This is a genomic window from Massilia yuzhufengensis, from assembly GCF_900112225.1.
In the GTDB taxonomy this organism is placed as follows: Bacteria; Pseudomonadota; Gammaproteobacteria; order Burkholderiales; family Burkholderiaceae_D; genus Telluria; species Telluria yuzhufengensis.
In genome coordinates, this window is the sequence record NZ_FOLD01000001.1 from 293,113 (window position 1) to 312,835 (window position 19,723).

General features: G+C 62.9%; 14 protein-coding genes. 4 read left to right on the forward strand and 10 right to left on the reverse strand.

All coding sequences use genetic code 11. The features are described from left to right. Positions 1-85 precede the first annotated feature (85 nt). From BM031_RS01305 to BM031_RS01345, 9 genes are all read right to left on the reverse strand, one after another. Positions 86-1,147 carry a nitroreductase family protein gene (locus BM031_RS01305; RefSeq protein WP_091870048.1) on the reverse strand — a complete coding sequence of 354 codons (1,062 nt, stop codon included), beginning with the start codon at positions 1,145-1,147 and terminating at the stop codon, positions 86-88. Then, positions 1,144-2,019: a ThiF family adenylyltransferase gene (locus BM031_RS01310; RefSeq protein WP_091870051.1), complete on the reverse strand. Its 876-nt coding sequence runs from the start codon at positions 2,017-2,019 to the stop codon at positions 1,144-1,146. The genes BM031_RS01305 and BM031_RS01310 overlap by 4 nt, the downstream gene beginning before the upstream one ends. 40 nt (positions 2,020-2,059) lie before the next feature. Further along, complete coding sequence (locus BM031_RS01315; protein ID WP_229408389.1) at positions 2,060-2,836, reverse strand: N-acyl amino acid synthase FeeM domain-containing protein; 777 nt, start codon at positions 2,834-2,836, stop codon at positions 2,060-2,062. 84 nt (positions 2,837-2,920) lie between these two features. Further along, a complete protein-coding gene (gene prsT, locus BM031_RS01320) occupies positions 2,921-5,692 on the reverse strand; it encodes an XrtA/PEP-CTERM system TPR-repeat protein PrsT (protein WP_091870054.1) in 2,772 nt (923 codons plus the stop codon). A 125-nt stretch (positions 5,693-5,817) separates the two neighbouring features. Continuing rightward, positions 5,818-6,126 carry a hypothetical protein gene (locus tag BM031_RS01325; RefSeq protein WP_091870058.1) on the reverse strand — a complete coding sequence of 103 codons (309 nt, stop codon included), beginning with the start codon at positions 6,124-6,126 and terminating at the stop codon, positions 5,818-5,820. A gap of 160 nt (positions 6,127-6,286) precedes the next feature. Continuing rightward, complete coding sequence (locus BM031_RS01330; RefSeq protein ID WP_091870061.1) at positions 6,287-7,087, reverse strand: PEP-CTERM sorting domain-containing protein; 801 nt, start codon at positions 7,085-7,087, stop codon at positions 6,287-6,289. Positions 7,088-7,285: 198 nt separating this feature from the next. Further along, the gene (gene icmF, locus BM031_RS01335) at positions 7,286-10,573 is read right to left on the reverse strand and encodes a fused isobutyryl-CoA mutase/GTPase IcmF (RefSeq protein WP_091870064.1); all 3,288 of its coding nucleotides are present in this window, start codon (positions 10,571-10,573) and stop codon (positions 7,286-7,288) included. Positions 10,574-10,789: 216 nt separating this feature from the next. Further along, positions 10,790-14,347, reverse strand: a complete 3,558-nt coding sequence (locus tag BM031_RS01340; RefSeq protein ID WP_091870067.1) for an indolepyruvate ferredoxin oxidoreductase family protein — start codon at positions 14,345-14,347, stop codon at positions 10,790-10,792. 143 nt (positions 14,348-14,490) lie between these two features. Next, positions 14,491-15,420: a LysR substrate-binding domain-containing protein gene (locus tag BM031_RS01345; protein WP_091870070.1), complete on the reverse strand. Its 930-nt coding sequence runs from the start codon at positions 15,418-15,420 to the stop codon at positions 14,491-14,493. Between the two features lie 108 nt (positions 15,421-15,528). Here BM031_RS01345 and BM031_RS01350 point away from each other — a divergent pair, with 108 nt between their 5' ends. After that, positions 15,529-16,749 (forward strand): HD-GYP domain-containing protein, encoded by a 1,221-nt coding sequence (locus tag BM031_RS01350; protein WP_091870073.1) that lies wholly within the window; start codon positions 15,529-15,531, stop codon positions 16,747-16,749. 76 nt (positions 16,750-16,825) lie between these two features. Then, entirely contained in the window at positions 16,826-17,428 is a 603-nt protein-coding gene (locus BM031_RS01355; protein WP_091870076.1) for a 2-hydroxychromene-2-carboxylate isomerase, read from the forward strand. On the opposite strand, the gene BM031_RS01360 is transcribed toward BM031_RS01355, so the two are convergent. Continuing rightward, positions 17,425-18,462: a GGDEF domain-containing protein gene (locus BM031_RS01360; RefSeq protein WP_091870078.1), complete on the reverse strand. Its 1,038-nt coding sequence runs from the start codon at positions 18,460-18,462 to the stop codon at positions 17,425-17,427. The two genes, BM031_RS01355 and BM031_RS01360, sit on opposite strands and share 4 nt — an antisense overlap. A 412-nt stretch (positions 18,463-18,874) precedes the next feature. On the opposite strand from BM031_RS01360, the gene BM031_RS01365 reads away from it, so the two are divergent. Beyond that, complete coding sequence (locus tag BM031_RS01365; RefSeq protein WP_091870080.1) at positions 18,875-19,060, forward strand: Flp family type IVb pilin; 186 nt, start codon at positions 18,875-18,877, stop codon at positions 19,058-19,060. A 60-nt stretch (positions 19,061-19,120) separates the two neighbouring features. Next, entirely contained in the window at positions 19,121-19,642 is a 522-nt protein-coding gene (locus BM031_RS01370; RefSeq protein ID WP_091870083.1) for an A24 family peptidase, read from the forward strand. Positions 19,643-19,723: the final 81 nt, after the last annotated feature.

Below are 19,723 nucleotides of genomic sequence, written 5' to 3' on the forward strand. Positions count from 1 at the left end.
ATGGATTGCGCCAGGGCAGTCGCAGTAAACCAGGAATCGGGTGCGCGCCGCGCCCTGGCAGGGCGCACGTCGCGCGGCGTCCTGGCTACTTCAACAGGCTGGACAGTTCCTTGCGCCTGGAACGTGCAGGGTAGGGGTTGCCGGCGCCGATACGGCCGATGAACACAGCGTTGGGGACGTCGTCGCCGATCAGTTCACGCAATTGCGGCAGCAGACGCCGCGCTGCCGCCTCCACCTTCGCCACGCGGGTAAACGCAAGCTTGTTGCGAAGGTAGCGGGCAAAGATCAGCGGTGTCATTTCGGGCTGCATGCACAGGCCGAGGCGGGTGGCGGTCAGCCAGAAGCGCTGCACCGCGCGTCCGGCCGCCACGTAGTCGTCGATCCCGACCGGCTCCTGGTGAGCCTTGATAACGAAGTGGGCTGCGCACGCAATCCCTGGCACCATATCCATTTCGAGGCGCGGCCCCCAGGTGCCCATCAAGGTATTCATCGTCGACAGACGATCCCAGCTCACCATCGCCCACTTCATCATGTGCAAGGTACCGCTATTGACGCCGAGCGCCTGGTCGGGAACACGGTCAGCGCTCTCGCTGGCGTCCCACTCGATGATGTCGTAGTGGGTACGATAGGCTTCCGGCATGGTCAGACGGACCTTGGCATTGTCGAACATCAGGCGCGCTGCCTGTAGACGGCTGCCGAAGGTTTCGAACCAGGCGATGGTGTACCCGGCCCCGACGGCGGCCTCCAGCTCCTGCTTTTCCTGGGTGGTGAGGCGACGTGTTTCCAGCTTGCGGCGATGCACGCTGCGGGTCTCGATCACGTCCACCAAGGGACTGCGCTGTATCCCGGGGTCCGCCACGAACTGTACGTCGTACACAGGCTGGTCGTCCGGACTCGCGCCGCGGCGCGTGATATCGGCGCGCAGGCCATGGGCGCTGGCTGCGATTGCCATCGTCTCGAGCAGCGCGCCATGCGACACCTGGCTGGGATGGCCGTCGAGGTCGTATACGCAATGCTCGCGGGTGTCGAAGCCATGCACGGCCACATGGGCGGGGCCAAGGATCTCGAAACGCCAGGGCTGGGTGTTGTCACCGCTTGGCGCCCAGCGCGCCTGGCCCATGATCCAGTCGAGAACCTTGTTGCTCATTGCGGCACCACCTTTCCGGCCAGTTGACGTTTGCCCACTGCGATCATCAAACGGTGCAGCGGATTGCGGTTGCCACCCGGACGCCAGGTCAGCGCCAGCTTGTTGCGGTAGGCGTCGAACTGCATGCCGTAGGGCGCTGCGCGGACCTGGCCGCGTTTCAGGAGGATCTTGAGTGCCTCGGTGCCCGCGATGCCGGCGCAGATCTGGCAGGCCATGATCGTCGACGGGCCGCGCCGCTCGTTGAAACTGACCGCCGACGGCACCACCAGATAGGGACGATGCAGGCCGGCAGGCGCGAGCCCAACCACGAAACGCACCGCCTTGTCGACGTCGGGCAGCTCGCCCCATTGGAAGTATTCTTCGAAGGTCATCTGGCCCGGGATGAAATTCAGCAGGGCCGCACCCATTCCCAAGGGCGCCACTGTGGTCGCCGGAATTCCCAGCGCAGCGCAGCGGGCAAAGGTCTGGCGCCGGATCTCGAAGGCGAAGAAGTCAAGACCGTCGATATACAGGTCGACGCCTTCGAGGAAGCTGTCCAGGTTGCCGCTCTCGATCCCTTCAGGGAAAACCTTGATGTCGATTTCCGGATTGATCCGGCGCGCCATGTCGGCCATCACCTCGACCTTCGGCTCGCCGATGGTATCCATGTTGGCGCCGACCTGGCGGTTGAAGTTGGCGATGTCGAAACGGTCGAAATCGGCGATGTGGAAGTTGGAGACGCCGAGGCGTGCCAGGGTGAGCAGATGGACTCCTCCAACGCCGCCGCCGCCAGCGATGGCAACACGCTTGCCGCGCAGAATTTGTTGTTCTTCAGGGCTTACCCAGCCAATATTGCGGGCAAACGCCTTGTCATAGCCAAACGGGGTTGTCATAGGGAATTGCGAGGTAAGGCGAGGGGGAAGCCCCCCTCCGTCAGTGGGAACCGTTGGACTGTCGTCCGTCGATGTTGAGCAGGCGTGCGCGGATACCTTCTTCTTCCCGTGGCGAGAAAAAGAAGGGGTAGAACGACCGCTCCGTCGGTTCGGATGCCCAGGTGCCGCCGTATTTCTGGATCTGTTCGGTGACGTAGTCCATGTTCACGCGCAGCAGGTAGGCCGGGGCATTGACCCGTGGGTTCGTCTTCAGTTCACTTTCGCGTTTGAACCCCAGCATGTACTCGTAGAAACGGCGATGACGCGGATTGATCTCGATGATGATATCGGTGCAATCGTGCAGGTCGCGTGCATATAACACAGCCAGGTGAAACAAGTTGGCCAGTGCAGTCTTTGAACGAACGGCCGTGTCGAAGGCCAGCTTGGTAAATTCACACAGCTTGGCTCCGTCCGCGCGCAGGCGGTCGAGCTCATCCTTGAAGATCATGTCCCCCGCCAGGCCCACCGTGGAATCGATGCCGATCGTGACTGTGCCTACCACGTCACCTTTGTCGGAAGCGGTCAGGGTAATCCGGTTGGGATCGTTGGTAAACGCATGGCTGCCAGCGTAGCCACGCCAGGCATACATTTTGTTAATCAACATGCTTGCCGAGTTACGCCCTTCTGGCGTATCCAGCAAGCGAATCCCGTAGGAATCCTGGTTCAAGATGATGTCCTCTTCCTCTGAGAATCGAATACTATCCTGATTCTTGCTTTGGGCCGCGTTCGATTCGAGCTCGTCCGTAGCATCGTCGGCAACATGCTCGCTTTCAGTCATGGTATTCACGGTAAACCTCTTCAAGTTGGACGCGTGTAAGGGACCTGCCCGCAGGTGCACAGGCTAGCCGCTATCTTTTTTTTATCAAAGCAGCTTAAGGAGAGCTTTGGCCTGTTCCGCCTCGGCAAACGGTTTATTGTCTGCCAGCAATTTCTCAAGTTCTTTGCGCGCGCTCGCCTTGTCGCCGGATTTGTGCAACGTGGCAGCGAAGTGATACCGCGTACCAGGTGCGTCCGGCGCCGCCGCCAGGGACTTCTTCAATAACGGCAGCGCACGCGCCGTGTTTCCCTGTTCCGCCAAAATCCACCCGAGGGTGTCAAGTACAGCCGGGTTGTCCGGCGCCAGCTTTGCCGCGCGCTCGGCAGTCGCCATTGCACGCGGATCTTTGGCCTGCTGATAAGTCCATGCAAGGTTGTTGAGGAGCACGACATTGTCTGGTTCATGCGCCAGCAAGCCTTCGAACAGCTGCGCCGCCTCCTTGTACTGCTTCCTCGCCAAGAGCATCTCAGCCAGATAAGTCCGGGTCAGCGCGTCGTTCGGGTTCGCCTTTGACCATTCGACGAGATAGTTTTCCGCCTCCTTGTCCTTGCCGCTGAGCCGTAAAGTCTGCGCGACTTTAATGGCCGTGGCCGGTGTCTTGCCGAGAAGGGCAGATTTCTTATAGGAAACAAGAGCCTGATCAAAACGCTTTAATTGCGTGTGGATATCCCCCTCGACGGCGAATCCAATCGGGGACTTGGGGTTAATCGACTGCATTTCGCGCGCCATTGCCAGCGCCTGGTCCATTTTGCCAGTACCTACTGCCAGTTCGACCTGAGCCAGGCGGGCTGGCAGATAGTCCGGCTGTAACTCGACGGCGCGTTTCAGGTCGGCGGCAGCAGCAGCAGGATCTTTCAGCAAGACATGCACGCGTGCAAGGCGCATGTGGACCGGCGCCGATTTCGGCGCCGCCGCCGCCAGTGCGGAGTAGGTCTCCAAGGCCCCGGTAAAGTCCTTGTTGGCGATTTGCGACTGGCCGAGCAGGTCAGCCAACTGGGGATTTTGTGGCGCAGTACTGCGAGCCTTGCGCGCCAGGGTGAGCGCCTTATCCGCTTTCCCGGTGGCAAGGTAATGTGCGCCAAGACGCACCACCGGTTCCGTCGCCGATGGATTTTCAGCGGCCGCTTTTTCGAGCCATGCTGTGGCCTGCTCTTTCTGTCCCTGGCCGCCGGCAAGTTCTGCCAGCGCGAACATGGCTGTCATGTGCTTCTTGTTCTTTGCGACGAAGGCTTCGAGACGCTGTTTTGCTGCCGCAGGGCCTTTTTCTGCATAATCCATCTTTGCCAGATTGACAACTGGCGCAAAGTCGTCGGGCTTCAGCGTCGCTGCTTTCTCGAAGCTGGCGCGCGCATTGGCCATGTCGCCCTTGGAGGCGTAGGCCGCGCCCTTGAGGTTTTGGAAAGCAAAATTCCCAGCGTGCTGCTTTTCCGCTCTGGCCGCCACTGCCAGCGCCTTGTCGAACTGGCGTTGGCTGAGCTCGGCACGCATGAGCGCCAATACGGTTTCGACGGACGCAGGATTGAGTTCGACCGCTTTGCTCAGCTCCCCGATGCCTGCCTCGGCATTTCCACCACTGATTCTGGACAAGCCAAGCGAGGTACGCAGGGCCGCCGACTTTGGATCGATTGCGCTGGCACGCTCGAAGTAACTCGTCGCCTTGCTGAAGTCTTGCGACTGTGCCGCCGACATGCCTGCCAGCGCCAGCAACTGGCCATCGTTCTCGCCATCCTTGAGCAAAGGAGCTAGCGTCGCGGTTGCCTCGGCAGGACGAGCACTTTGCAATTGTGCCTGCGCCAGCAATTTGCGTGCGTAGGCATGATTGGGGAACGCGTTAACAAACCGCTGTAACTGTTGCTCGGCTTGTTGATACGACCCGAGGTTCAGGTCGACCGCGCCAGACAGCAAGACGGCCGGCATATAGTTCGGCGCTACCTTGGTAACTTGTTGCAAGGAGTCACGGGCAGCGGTGAACTTATTTTGCTTGAAACTAAGCAGTGCGTCGGTGTAGCGGACGATCACGGCATTCGGCGCGACCTTGCGCGCAGCGGAGAGATCTGCCTGAGCGAGATCGTATTTTTGCGCGTCGATATGGAATTGTGCGCGTTCGACCAGCGCATTCATATGGTCAGGCTTAAGTTTGATAACTTGATCGTAGGCCGCCAAGGCTGCGTCGGTGCGGCCAGTCATGCGCAATAACGTGCCTTTGAACATCCAGACGCCGGGATCCTTTGGATTGGCCGCCAGCGCCTTTTCCAAGTGCGCATCGGCTCCGGCGGCGTCCTTGCGAGCCATGGCAAGCCGCGCCATGCCGAGAAGCGGGCCAGGGGCGTCGGGCTTCGCAGCAAGGGCAGCTTCATAGGCTTCGACAGCCTTGGCTTCAGCGCCGGTAGCTGCAAATGCGTCGCCGCGAGCGGTCAGCAATTCCGGGCCGGGAGGAGCATCCTTCGTTGCGTCGAGCGCTTGCTGGGCTTGCCCCTGCATGAGCAATGACCTGGCCAGAAGAGGCGAGGTCCGCCCCTGATCGACCTTGAGACTCGCTGCCTTGCGGATTTCCTTTTCCGCCGAGACCGGATCGCCGCTGTCGAGATAGCTGCGTGCCAATTCGACGCGGATATCGCCATCCTCCGGATTGGACGTCGCGGCATTTTTTAACTGGATCAGGGCAGCCTTGTGGTCGCCCTTTTGCTGATATTGCTTTGCGTCAGCCAGTAGTGACGCACTCGACTGTTCCTTGCTACAGCCGGTTACTCCAGCCAGCGCCAGCATGGTTGACAACACGACGGAAGCGCGAAGCACGTGTTTGGTAGAACGACGCATATGTGTTCCTTATAAGGTTTGCGGAAACGCAACAACACAGCATTTCCAGGCATGTATTTTCAATAATACCCTAAGGAACGGCTTATTTCCTCCGCCATCTAGTCGGATGTTGCGAAAATAGCGGGTCATCCATTGGAACCCCGCAGTCTCCCAAGCAGCGATTCCACATCATCGCTGAGGGGGATCCCGTGCTGCCGTAGCAATTGCACATGCAGCACAAGATTTTCCAGGACCAACTTGGCCGACACTGCCAGCAAGGTCAGCAGCCGGTCTTCATCGCTGAAATTCTCCATGCTGGCCGCCATCTCGCACAAGTGGGTCGCCACAAGGCCGCGCAATGCTTCCTCGGGAAACGGCAAATCCGCGAAATCGATGGGATCCGATCTCTCAACTTCGAGCATCAAGTCTGACAATTGTTGTGGCGTAATAGACAATTGTTTATATTGCGGCGCGATGCGCCTGCTGGGGGCGATGTGGACATCCGGATTGTATATCGCATTGCCACGGGATGGATGGTGCCTCCGCCCGGGTGCTGATATTGACGGGGCCATGCATTGCACCCCGGCGCGGTTGCCTGGCTACCACGTGTATCGATTAGTATCGACGGCGACGCGCTACGGCAAATGCGCCAAGCGCGGCGGCGATCAAGCTGACCGACCCGGGTTCCGGCACACCGTTTGGGGGATCGGGCGGATTGGTCGGGTCGCCGTCGACCTGGGCTACCGCGCGGTCGAGCACTTCCAGCCACCCCTCATTTTGGGTTCCCAGAGGTGCGGCGTCGAAGAAGTCCCATCCAAGTTGAACGATCTGACCGGAACCGAAGTTGAACAGGGTAACGGTGGACACCAGCAGGTCATCGTAGATGGATCGCGCACCGGGTGGTAGCGAGGACAGCTGGAAACCTCCCGTCGTTGGCGAGGGGGGCAAGGTCGCGGGACCGCCTGCAAACGTCGTACCGATGGCTGCTGGGCGCAAGGTCGAGGTGTCGGCGAGGTCGAAGACCAGGCTGAAGCCAAACAGCGTGTTGAGCGTGTCCCGGAAATCCGCCGCGATGATCAGGCCACCGCCGCCGGCAACAAAATTGCGCAGCACGTTGCGGGCGCTTTCATCCAGTGCGTCGATGAGGGAACCGTTTTCCTGTTCGGGAATGACCAGTACGGTCTGGCCGGCCAGCGCGGCGGTGATGCCGGCCGCGTCGGTTGCGGTGAAAGTCGTGACCGGATTGCCAGTGTCTATCAGCGCGGCCTGAAGGGTGTCGGACTCAGCTTCATTAGTATCGCTGGTGTCGACAATGCTTCCATTATCAAAAACAAGAACGGGTGCGGCGTGGACAACAAACATGAAGGAACCAAGGACGCATGCCGCCAACGCTCTCAAGACTAATGCCGAGTTCATTTAGTTCTCCTCTGGTTGAGTGTCCGAAAGAACTAAGCAAGCTCCGTACCACTAATTATTTGCGTTTGCGTACAAGCACTTAGTGTCGGGTAAATCGGAGATGCATCGAACCATGTAAATTTTGCCGACAGGCGGTATACCGCACCTGAAGGCGATGACGGAACGCTATCGATTGAAACGCGCTCCGTCACGCAAGCGCTACATATTACGGCGGTACTGCCCCCCCACCTCGAACAGCGCGGTCGTGATCTGGCCCAGCGAGCAGACCCGCACCGCGTCCATCAGGCGGGCGAACACGTTCTCGTTGTCGATCGCGGCCTGCTGCAGCGCGGCCAGGGCGGCGGGGGCCTGGCCGGCGTGGCGGCTGTGGAACTCGTCCAGGCGCGTCAGCTGCGACTGCTTTTCGTCGTCGGTGGAACGGGCCAGCTCGATGGTCGCCGGGGCGCCGGTGTTGTTCGGGTTACGGAAGGTGTTCACGCCGATGATCGGCAGGGTGCCGTCGTGCTTCTGGTGCTCGTACAGCATCGACTCTTCCTGGATCTTGCCGCGCTGGTAGCCGGTTTCCATGGCGCCCAGCACGCCACCGCGCTCGGCGATGCGCTCGAATTCCTGCATCACCTGCTCTTCGACCAGGTCGGTCAATTCGTCGATGATGAACGAACCCTGGTTCGGGTTCTCGTTCTTGGCCAGGCCCCATTCGCGGTTGATGATCAGCTGGATCGCCAGTGCACGGCGCACCGATTCGTCGGTCGGCGTGGTGATCGCCTCGTCGTAGGCGTTGGTGTGCAGCGAGTTGCAGTTGTCGTAGATCGCGATCAGCGCCTGCAAGGTGGTGCGGATGTCGTTGAAGTCGATTTCCTGCGCGTGCAGCGAGCGGCCCGAGGTCTGGATGTGGTACTTGAGCTTTTGCGAACGCTCGTTGGCGCCGTACTTGTCGCGCATGGCCACCGCCCAAATGCGGCGCGCCACGCGGCCCAGCACCGTGTATTCCGGGTCCATGCCGTTGGAGAAGAAGAACGACAAATTTGGCGCGAAATCGTCGATGTGCATGCCGCGGGCCAGGTAGGCTTCGACGAAGGTGAAGCCGTTCGACAGCGTGAAGGCCAGCTGCGAGATCGGGTTCGCGCCCGCTTCGGCGATGTGGTAGCCCGAGATCGACACCGAGTAGAAGTTGCGCACCTGGTGGTGCACGAAATATTCCTGGATGTCGCCCATGACCTTGAGCGAGAACTCGGTGCTGAAGATGCAGGTGTTCTGGCCCTGGTCTTCCTTCAGGATGTCGGCCTGCACGGTGCCGCGCACGTTCATCAGGACCCAGTCCTTGATTTTTTGCGCTTCGTCGTCGGTCGGCTGGCGGCCGTTGTCCGCCACGAACTTGTCGATCTGCTGGTCGATGGCGGTATTCATGAACATCGCCAGGATGGTCGGGGCCGGGCCGTTGATCGTCATCGACACCGAGGTCGACGGGCTGCACAAATCGAAGCCGTCATACAGCACCTTCATGTCGTCCAGCGTGGCGATCGACACGCCCGAGTTGCCGACCTTGCCGTAGATGTCGGGACGGATGGCCGGGTCGGCGCCGTACAGGGTGACCGAGTCGAAGGCGGTGGAGAGGCGCTTGGCGTCCATGCCGGTGGACACCAGCTTGAAGCGGCGGTTGGTGCGGAAGGCGTCGCCTTCGCCGGCGAACATGCGGGTCGGGTCTTCGCCTTCGCGTTTAAAAGCGAATACGCCGGCCGTGTAGGGGAAGGAGCCGGGCACGTTTTCCAGCATCAGGAAGCGCAGGATCTCGCCATGGTCTTCGAAACGCGGCAGCGCCACCTTGCGGATCGGGTTGCCGGACAGGGTCTTCGACACCAGGCGGGTGCGGATTTCCTTGTCGCGGATTTTCACGACATAGTCTTCGCCCGCATAGGCCGCCTGCATGTCGGGCCACATCGCCAGCAGTTTCTTGGCGCCGCCTTCCATGGCGTTGTCGCGCTCCTGGATCAGGTCATCCAACACCACTTCGCGGTTGGCGCTGGCCAGCATGCGCTTGGTCTCGCTCAGGTGCTGGCGCTCGCGCGCGAGCGACACCTGCTTGCCGACGTTGCGATGGTAGCCGCGCACGGTGTCGGCGATTTCGGCGAGGTAGCGTGCGCGGGCGGGTGGCACGATCACGTTCTTGCCGCTCGAGTACTTCTGGGTGCCCGCAGCCAGGCGGCTGGCTTCCACCTGCAGCCCGAGTTCGGCCAGCTTCGGCAGCAGGCCGAGGTAGAGGGCGGTCACGCCGTCGTCGTTGAAGCGCGAAGCCTGGGTGCCGTAGACCGGCATCTCGTCGGGCGACTTGCTCCACTGTTCGCGGTTGCGCTGGTACTGCTTGGCGACGTCGCGCAGTGCGTCCTGGGCGCCCTTGCGGTCGAATTTATTGATCGCGATGAAGTCGGCGAAATCGAGCATGTCGATTTTTTCCAGCTGCGAGGCGGCGCCGAATTCCGGCGTCATCACGTACATCGAGGTGTCGACGTGCGGCACGATGGCGGCGTCGCCCTGGCCGATGCCCGAGGTCTCGACAATGACCAAATCAAAACCCGCGACCTTGCAGGCGGCGATGACGTCAGGCAGCGCCTGCGAGATTTCCGAGCCCGCTTCGCGCGTGGCGAGCGAGCGCATGAAGACACGCGCCTGGCCGTTCCACGGGTTGATCGCATTCATGCGGATGCGATCGCCCAGCAGGGCGCCGCCCGACTTGCGGCGCGACGGGTCGATCGAGATGACGGCGATGTTGATGCGGTCGCCCTGGTCGAGGCGGATACGGCGGATCAGTTCATCGGTGAGCGAAGACTTGCCGGCGCCGCCGGTGCCGGTGATGCCGAGGGTCGGCGTCTTGACGCCCTCGGCCGCCTCCACGATCTGCGCGCGCAGGCCTGGGTCGACCTTGCCGCTTTCGAGTGCGGTGATCAGCTGGGCCAGCGGGCGGTGGCGCGCGGCGACGTCGCCTTGCTGCAGCGCCTCGATGCTCGTTGGGGCATAGCCCGACAAATCGACGTCGCACATCTCGAGCATCGAGCGGATCATGCCTACCAGGCCCATGCGCTGGCCGTCTTCCGGGCTGAAGATGCGGGTGACGCCGTAGGCGTGCAGTTCGTCGATTTCGCTCGCGACGATCACGCCACCGCCGCCGCCGAACACCTTGATGTGGGCGCCGCCGCGCTGGCGCAGCAGGTCGATCATGTACTTGAAGTATTCGACGTGGCCACCCTGGTAGCTCGAGATGGCGATGCCCTGCACGTCTTCGGCCAGGGCCGCGGTGACGACTTCGTCGACCGAGCGGTTGTGGCCGAGGTGGATCACTTCGGCGCCGTTCGACTGCAGGATGCGGCGCATGATGTTGATCGAGGCGTCATGGCCGTCGAACAGGGAAGCGGCGGTGACGAAGCGCACCTTGTTGGCCAGCTTCGGCTGCTCAGGGAGGTCGAGTTTGGCGGCGGAAGTGATGTCGTTCATGAGGTAGGGTCCTTGGGAGTTCGGGAGGACAGGGGTATCGGCGTACGGTATATGACGTTAACGTTAACGTCAAGCCGGGCACGTGGCCCCCGCCCGTCGTACCGGCGCAGGCCGGTACCCAATTTCCGCGCCGCAAGCCAGAACAGCTTCATTACCGCGCGACGTACTTGGGTTCCGGCCTTCGCCGGAACGACGTTGTTTTACACTAGTGCTCGTTCATGCAGCGCGGCGTTTGACGTTGCCGGAGAGCAGCTCAGCCTTGCGGGCACGGAATTCAGCGACGGCCTTTTCCTTCACGTGGCCGTAGCCGCGGATCTGTTCCGGCAGCGACGCCAGTTCGATGGCGTCGGCGTGGGTGTTTGCGCCCAAGCCGGGCAGCAGGCCTTCGATCATGTCACGGTATTCCTTGACCAGCGCACGTTCCATCTTGCGCTCTTCGGTGTAGCCGAAGACATCGAAGGCGCCGCCGCGCAGGCCTTTCAATTTCGCCAGCAGCTTGAAGGCGCCGAACATCCACGCACCATACTGCGCCTTGACCATGCGGCCCTTGTCGTCCTTTTTCGCGAACAGCGGCGGCGCCAGGTTGAACTTGAACGTGAAATCGCCTTCGAACTGGCTCCTGACCTGTTCCAGGAAGGCGCCGTCGGTGTACAGGCGCGCCACTTCGTATTCGTCCTTGTAGGCCATCAGCTTGAAGTAGTACTTGGCCACGGCGGTGGACAGCTTGCTGCCCAGGCCTTGCGCCGTTTCGGCGGCGCGTACGCGTCCCACCAGGTCCGCATAGATGCCGGCGTAGGCGCTGTCCTGGTAGGCGGTGAGGAACTCGGTGCGCTTCTTGATGATGGTCTCGAGGCTCTGCGGCATCTGCACCAGCACGGCCCGGGTGGGCGTGGCCTGCTTTTCGACGCGCTTGAAGTCCACCGCGGCGCGGCGGCCCCACAGGAAGCTCATCTTGTTCGAGGCAACGGCCACGCCATTGAGTTCGATCGCCCGCATCAGCGCGGCTTCCGTCAAGGGAATGCGGCCCTTCTGCCACGCGTAGCCCATCAGGAACAGGTTGGTGGCGATCGAGTCGCCCATCAGCGCGGTGGCGATGCGGGTCGCGTCGACGAAATCGGCGCCGTCGACGCCGCCCACGGCTTCCAGGATCAGCGCGCGCACGTCGGCGGCCGGGAATTCCCAGTCGGCCTGCTGGGCGAAGCTGCCGGTCGGCTGCTCGTGCAGGTTGACGATGGCCAGCGTCCTGCCCGGGCGCATTTTCGAGACCGCGTCGGCCGCGCCGGTAGTGAGGATGTCGCAGCCGAGGATCAGGTCCGCTTCGCCGGTGGCGATGCGCTGGGCGCGCAGGCGGGAAGGGCTGGCGGCGATCTTCACGTGCGAGGTGACGGAACCGTTCTTCTGGCTCATGCCGGTCATGTCCAGCACCGACGCGCCCTTGCCTTCCAGGTGGGCGGCCATGCCCATCAGCGCGCCGACGGTGATGACGCCGGTGCCGCCGATGCCGTTGATCAGGATGTTGTACGGGTGCTCGATGCTCGGCAATGCCGGCTCAGGCAAGGCGCCCCAGCCATCGTCAGCACCTTGTTTCGACACGCCGGCCTTGCTCTTCTTGAGCGTGCCGCCTTCGACGGTGACGAAGCTCGGGCAGAAGCCCTTGGCGCAGGAATAATCCTTGTTGCACGAGGACTGGTCGATCTGGCGCTTGCGGCCGAAGTCGGTTTCCTTCGGCAGGATCGACACGCAGTTCGACTGGACGCCGCAGTCGCCGCAGCCTTCGCACACGGCTTCGTTGATCACCATGCGCTGGTTCGGGTCGGCGAATTCGCCCTTTTTCCGGCGGCGGCGCTTCTCGGCGGCGCAGGTCTGGTCGTAGATGATGACGGTCACGCCCGGCAGTTCGCGCAGCTCGCGCTGGATGTCGTCCATGTGCTTGCGGTCGTGCAGGGTCACCATCGCCGGCAGGTTCGAGCGGTCGGCATAGCGCGACAGGTCTTCGGTGACAAGGGCGATGCGTTTCACGCCTTCGGCCGCCATCTGCTGGGCGATCATCGGCACCGAGGTCTGGCCGTCGACCGGCTGGCCGCCGGTCATCGCGACCGCGTCGTTGTACAGGATCTTGTAGGTGATGTTGACCTTGGCGGCCACCGCCGCGCGGATCGCCAGGTAGCCGGAGTGGAAGTAGGTGCCGTCGCCCAGGTTCTGGAACACGTGCGGCACTTTCGAGAACGCGGCCTGGCCGATCCACGGCGTGCCTTCGCCGCCCATGTGGGTGGTGAGCTTGTTCATCTCGGGGTAGATCGAGGTGGCCATCACGTGGCAGCCGATGCCGGCCAGCGCGAAGGAGCCGTCCGGCACCTTGGTCGAGGTATTGTGCGGACAGCCGGAGCAGTAGAAGGCCGGGCGGAACGGCGTCGTGATCGCCTTTTGCAGCACGGCGTCCTTCGCATCGAGGAAGGCCAGGCGCGCGCGGATCAGGTCACGGGTGGCGTCTTCCAGGTCCAGGCGCGCGATGCGGCCGGCGATCACGCGCGCCACTTGCGCCACCGAGAAGTCGGCTTTCGGCGGCAGCAGCCAGTCGCCGCGCGGCGCAACCCACTCGCCCTTGTCGTCGAACTTGCCGACGATGTGGGGGCGTACGTCGTCGCGCCAGTTGTACAGCTGCTCCTTCAATTGGTACTCGACCACCTGGCGCTTCTCTTCGACCACCAGGATCTCTTCCAGGCCCTGCGCGAATTCGCGCACGCCGTCCGGTTCCAGCGGCCAGATCATGGCGACCTTGTACAGGCGCAGGCCGACCTTGGCGGCCATGGCCTCGTCGATGCCCAGTTCTTCCAGCGCTTCGAGCACGTCGAGGTAGGACTTGCCGGAGGCGATGATGCCCAGCTTCGCGTCCGGGCTGTCGATGGTGACGCGATTGAGCTTGTTCTCGCGGGCGTAGGCCAGCGCGGCGTAGATCTTGTAGTCCTGCATCAGCGCTTCCTGGGCGCGCGCCTGCTGGCCCAGCGGGACCGAGGACAACCTGGTATTCAGGCCGCCTTCGGGCATCGCGAAGTGCTGCGGGAGCTTCACCTCGACGCGGAACGGGTTGGCGTCCACGGAGCTGCTCGATTCGACCGTGTCGGCCAGTGCCTTGAAGGCCACCGCGCAGCCCGAGAAGCGCGACATGGCCCAGCCATGAACGCCCAGGTCCAGGTATTCCTGCACATTGCAGGGGTAGAGCACGGGGATCATGCAGGCTGAGAAGATATGGTCCGACTGGTGCGGCAGCGTCGACGAATAGGCGCCGTGGTCGTCGCCGGCCACCAGCAGCACGCCGCCATGCTTGCTTGTCCCCGCATGGTTCATGTGCTTGAAGACGTCGCCGCAGCGGTCCACGCCCGGGCCCTTGCCGTACCACATGGCGAACACGCCGTCGTGTTTCGCCGGGCCGATCAGGTCGACGGTCTGGGTGCCCCAGACGGCGGTGGCGGCCAGGTCTTCGTTCACGCCCGGGACGAAGCGGATGTTGCTCGCTTCCAGATGGCCCTTGGCCTTCCACAGCGTCTCGTCCAGGCCACCCAGCGGCGAACCGCGGTAGCCGGACACGAAGCCCGCGGTGTCGAGGCCTGCGGCGGCGTCGCGCTCGCGCTGCATCATCGGCAGGCGCACCAGGGCCTGGATACCGGACAGGAAGATGTTGCCGGTCCTGGCGGTGTATTTGTCCTCTAAAGTGACGGTGGTGAGGCGGGACGAAACGTCCGGCGCCACGGCCTGGGGCGTGACGGTATCTGGCATGCGGGTCTCCATTGTGTGGGTCGGTGCTGCGCCGGCCGCCGGGTAGGCGGGGCGCTTTTTAACCGCGTGGAGTGTAGGGACTTGGGCCGGCCAGGACCAATAGGGAATGCGGATGGGGGTATAAGAAAAAATGATGACCGTTATCAGCCCAGGCGTGCACCCGGCCAGGCGCCGCGCGCGCACAGGTCTTCGGTCACTTCGCGCACCAGCTTGCCGATCGCGGCGGCGGCGTTGGTGAGCGGGATGTTACGCGAGGCGCACAGGGTCACCTGGCGCGTCACGGCCGGGTCGACCACCGGCCAGGCCGTCATGGCCCCACGCTCGATATCGGCCAGCAGCGGCGCCACCGGCAGCAGGGTGGCGCCGAGGTCGGCCAGCAGCGCCGAGCGCAGGATGGCCAGCGAATTGATCTCGAGGATGGTGCCCAGCGCCAGGCCCGCGCCCTGGGCCACCCGTTCGACCAGCGGACGCACGCCGTGCTGGCGCGCCGGCAGGATCAGGGTGCTGGCCAGCGCTTCCTGCAGGCGCAGGCTGGCGGCGGCGGGCGCGAAGCTTGATCCGCTGCGGCAGATGAACATCAGGTTTTCTTCGACCAGCGGGGTGGCGCTGAAGTGGCCGGCCGAGACGTCGTCGAACAGCACCGCCAGGTTCAGGCGACCGGATTTGAGCTGCTCGGTGAGGCTGCCCGAGATCTCCTCGGTCAGCTGCAGCGTGATTTCCGGGTAGCGCGTGCGGGTGGCGGTGAGCAGGGGCAGGGCCAGCGCGCCCGAGATACTGTGGGGCAGGCCGAGCGAGACGCTGCCGGACGGCCGGGTGGTCGACTGCACCACGGCCGAACGGGCATCGGCCACCTGTTTCAGGATCGCCTGCGCATGCTCGTAGAAGATCTTGCCGGCGTCGGTGCTGAGCATGCCGTGGGCGGAGCGGTGCAGCAGTTGCGCGCCGAGTTCCTCTTCCAGCTGCCGCAATTGCTGGGTCAGGGCCGGCTGCGCCACGTGCAGGACCAGGGCGGCGCGCGACAGCGAACCGTGGTCGACGATGGCAACGAAATAGCGGAGCTGGCGGAGTTCCATGCTTTAGAGTGTATCTGAGAAGCAACAATCTGTGAGTATTGGTAACAACCTTGCTATACTGCACTATGGCCGACGGGCGCCGACATTATTACAGAGCAGAGTAGCGACATGTTAAAAAAGGTGGATGCAGCGCAGCTGAAGATCGGAATGTATATCCATGACCTCGATTGCGGCTGGATGGACCATCCATTCGTGCGCGCCCGCTTCGAGCTCACCACCGACGAAGAGATCTACAAGATCCGCACCGCCAAGATCCGCGGCGTGGTCATCGATTGCAGCAAGGGCCTGGACGTGGACGACGCGCCGACCCTGGCCCAGGCCGAAGCCGCCACCGAGGCCGAAGTCACGGCGATCGCCGCCAAGCCGCTGGTCATCACCCGCGTCTCGCTGGGCGAGGAACTGGCGCGCGCGGCCCAGGTCCGCAAGCAGGCCGTCGGCCTGGTGCGCACCGTGATGGCCGATGCCCGGCTGGGCAAGGCGGTCGAACTGGAGAAGGTCGGCCCGGTCGTCGAGAGCATTACCGAATCGATCCTGCGCAACTCGGGCGCCCTGCTTGGCCTGCTGCGCATCAAGAACAAGGACGACTACACCTTCCTGCATTCGGTCAGCGTGTGCGCGCTGCTGGTGGCGTTCTGCCGCTCGCGCAACATGGATGAAGACACGATCTACCAGGCCGGCCTGGGCGGGCTGCTGCACGACACCGGCAAGGCCCTGGTGCCGGACGCCATCCTGAACAAGGCCGGCCGCCTCACCGACGAAGAATTCGACATCATCAAGCGCCACCCGCGCGACGGCTACGACATCCTGCTCAAGACGCCGGAGATCGGCCAGATCCCGCTCGACATCACGCTGCACCACCACGAGCGGCGCGACGGCAGCGGCTACCCGGACAAGCAGTGCGAAGGCAGCATCAGCGAACTGGCGCAGATGGCGGCGATCGTCGACGTGTACGACGCCATCACCTCGGACCGCTGCTACCACAAGGGCATGTCGGCCGCCGAAGCGCTGCGCAAGATCTACGAGTGGAGCAAGTTCCACTTCAACCCGACCCTGGCGCAGGAGTTCATGCGCTGCGTCGGCATCTATCCGGTCGGCACCCTGGTGCTGCTGGAATCCGGACGCCTGGGCGTGGTGATCGAGCCGCACGAAACCAGCCTGCTCACGCCGAAGGTGAATGTCTTCTTCAGCACCAAGAGCCAGGGTTATATCAAGCCCCAGACCGTCGACCTGTCGAAGGCCCTTGGTTTCGGCGGCGGCGACAAGATCGTGCGCCACGAGTCGCCCGAAAAGTGGAACGTCAACCCGATGCAGTTCATGAACATCGCCTGACACCCGCGTGCATCGGCAGGGATGCGACAATGGCATTCCTGGATACAGATTTTTTACCGTTTGGTAAGGATTCGCGATGCACCCACCCATCGAATTCTGGTTCGAGTTCGGCAGCAACTACAGCTATCTCTCCCTGATGCGCATCGAGCAGGCGGCCAGCCGGGCCGGCGTGCCGCTGCGCTGGAAGCCCTTCCTGCTCGGCCCCATTCTGCGCGCGCTCGGTCACCAAGACTCGCCCTTCAACGAGCAGAAGGAAAAGGGCGACTACGTATGGCGCGACATGGCGCGCCGCGCTGCGAAATACGGTCTTCCCTTCCAGCGTCCAAGCGTGTTCCCGCGCCGCGCCGTCCTGCCGATGCGGGTCGCGCTGCTGGGCGCCGACCAGCCGTGGATGGGCGAATTCTGCCGCCGTATCATGCTGCAGAACTGGGTACATGACTGCGATATCGACCATGACGGCGTGGTACTCGCCGCGCTGGACGGGCTGGTGATCGATCCGGCGGCGATCGTGGCGCAGGCAGGGGCGGAGCACACCAAGGCGCTGCTGCGCGCGCAGACCGAACAAGCCCGCGCACGCGGCATTTTCGGCGCCCCGAGCTTGATCGTGGATGGCGAATTATTCTGGGGCGACGACCGCCTCGATGACGCGCTCGACTACGCGCAGGCCGGCCGGCCTTAGAAAAATTCGGCGGTGTCGTTGGTGGCGACGGTCTGCAGCAGGCCGCCGGCCACCAGTTCTTCGTAGTGGCAGGCCCGGTTGCGGCCATTGGCCTTGGCGAAGTACAGCGCCTGGTCGGCGTGGCCCAGCGTGACCACCGGCGAATCGGCCACACGGATGCTGGTGAAGCCGACGCTCACCGTCACCCGTCCCACCTGCGGGAATTCATGGGTTTCGACGTTGGTGCGGAAGCGGTCGATGATGCGGCGCGCGTTCTCCAGCGTCGTCGAACGCAGCAGCACCACGAACTCTTCGCCGCCAAAGCGGAACACCCGGTCCTGGGCGCGGAACGAGGACTGCAGCAGGTTGGCCACCAGGATCAGCACTTCGTCGCCGTACAGGTGGCCGAAGCGGTCGTTCACTCCCTTGAAATGGTCGACGTCGACCACCGCCAGCCACTGCTTTTCCTCGGCCACGTGATGGCGCCGTTCCGGCTGGCCCGGCACCCGGGTCTCGGTATCGGCGCAGTGCAGCATGCGCGCCAGCTGGTCGTCGAAGGTCTTGCGGTTGAGCAGACCGGTGAGCGAGTCGCGCTCGCTGTAGTCGAGCAGGTTCTGGAAATTGCGGTAGACGCTGACGATCCCGCTGATGGTGTGGATCGATTCGCCCGTGAAGCCGTGTTCGTGGGTGATCTCGAGGCAGGTGTCGGCCTTGTCGCCGAACCAGATCGGCAGCCACAGGATGCGCAGGCCGTCGGCATTGACGCCTTCGGCGCGCGAATCGTGGCGCTCGAGGCAGTGCGCCAGGGCGGGGAAGGCGGCGATCGGCTCGCCCGGGCTGCCCGCATCCATCGATTCGTCCGGACAGGCCACGCCGCCGGCGCGGATGCAGGCGCGCGAACGCACGAAGCGCTGGCCGCAGACGGTGGCGATCGCCAGCACCCGCGTCTGGGTCGCGCCGGCCAGTTCCTGTACCGCCGAAATCACGGAAATGTCCAGCATCGTGTGATCGCGGTGGCCAGTCATGTCCACCATGTGTCGCAGCAGGGAATCCATGTCGTTCGCAGAAACAGTGTCGGGCAACAGGCACCACCGGGAAAGTCTACAGGGTGCCGCTTTTTTAAGCGCGCAAGGGAGCTAGCATAGAACGTTTTTGTATAGTAGGCAACTATTCTTAACAATATTTATCGTTTTGATGCGTGGGAAATAGTCTGCCGAAAGGAAGAGCTTGTCGGATCGCAAGCGCAACCGGGGAACGCCGTTTCCATACGGCAAACTTGCCGAACATCAACTTGCCGCATGGAACTATTCGGTACAGTGAACTCACTGACAGACGCAGTCGATAGCAGCAAAAGACGGGGCCCCGTCTGTCAGGTAGTCGCTGTAAAGCAGTTGTGTCAAGCAGTCAAATAGTCGGTACGCAGTTGATCACTGTAGTAAGCCCTTTAACCACTACAAGGAGTTTGTCATGAGCACCATTACCTCCGCCATCAAAGCTTTCGTTGCAGATGAAAACGGTGTGACGGCCATCGAATACGGCCTGATCGCTTCCCTGATCGGCGTCGTGATGGCAGGCGTTGCAGGCGAGGTCGGCACGAAGATCGAGCAGGCGTTCGAGTACATCCGCGACCAGTTCACCGCCACCACCCCTTAATCGCTGTCAGGCCCCCCGGCGCGATCTGGCCCTGGGGGGCTTTTTTTTTATGGAGCGATCATGCCTGTCGCAGCTTACCTCGACACGCTGCTGCTGCTGCTGGTGGCCGCCGCCGCGATCAACGACCTCGCCAGCCGGCGCATCCCGAACCTGCTGTTGCTGTCCGGGCTCATCGCCGCGCTGGCCCTGCATGCCCTGTCACCCGATCCGGGCCAGGCCTTGCTGGCCTGCCTGGGCGGGGCGGCAACCGGGCTGCTGATTTTCATGCCCTTCTACCTGGTCCGCGGCATGGCTGCCGGGGACGTCAAGATGATGGCCACCGTGGGCGCTTTCACCGGGCCGGCCGCCGCCCTGCACATTGCCATCCTGTCCTGGTGCGCCGGGGGCGTGATGGCCCTGGCCATCATCGTCTTCCGCGGCCGGGTGCGCATGGCCCTGGGCAACCTGTGGGGCATCGTGCGCCCGGCCGTGCTGCGGCTGCCCGCGGCGCCCCTGGCCATGCGGGAAAGCGCCGGTTCCATGCCCTACGGCGTCGCGATCGCGGCCGGCACAATCTACGTTCTCATGGCCCGCTACGCTTGACATTTTGGCCAAGTTCTCTTCCTTGCTGGTTGTCAAACGCGGGGGTGGGGGCGATGGCTAGAATCAATTTAACAAATGTAA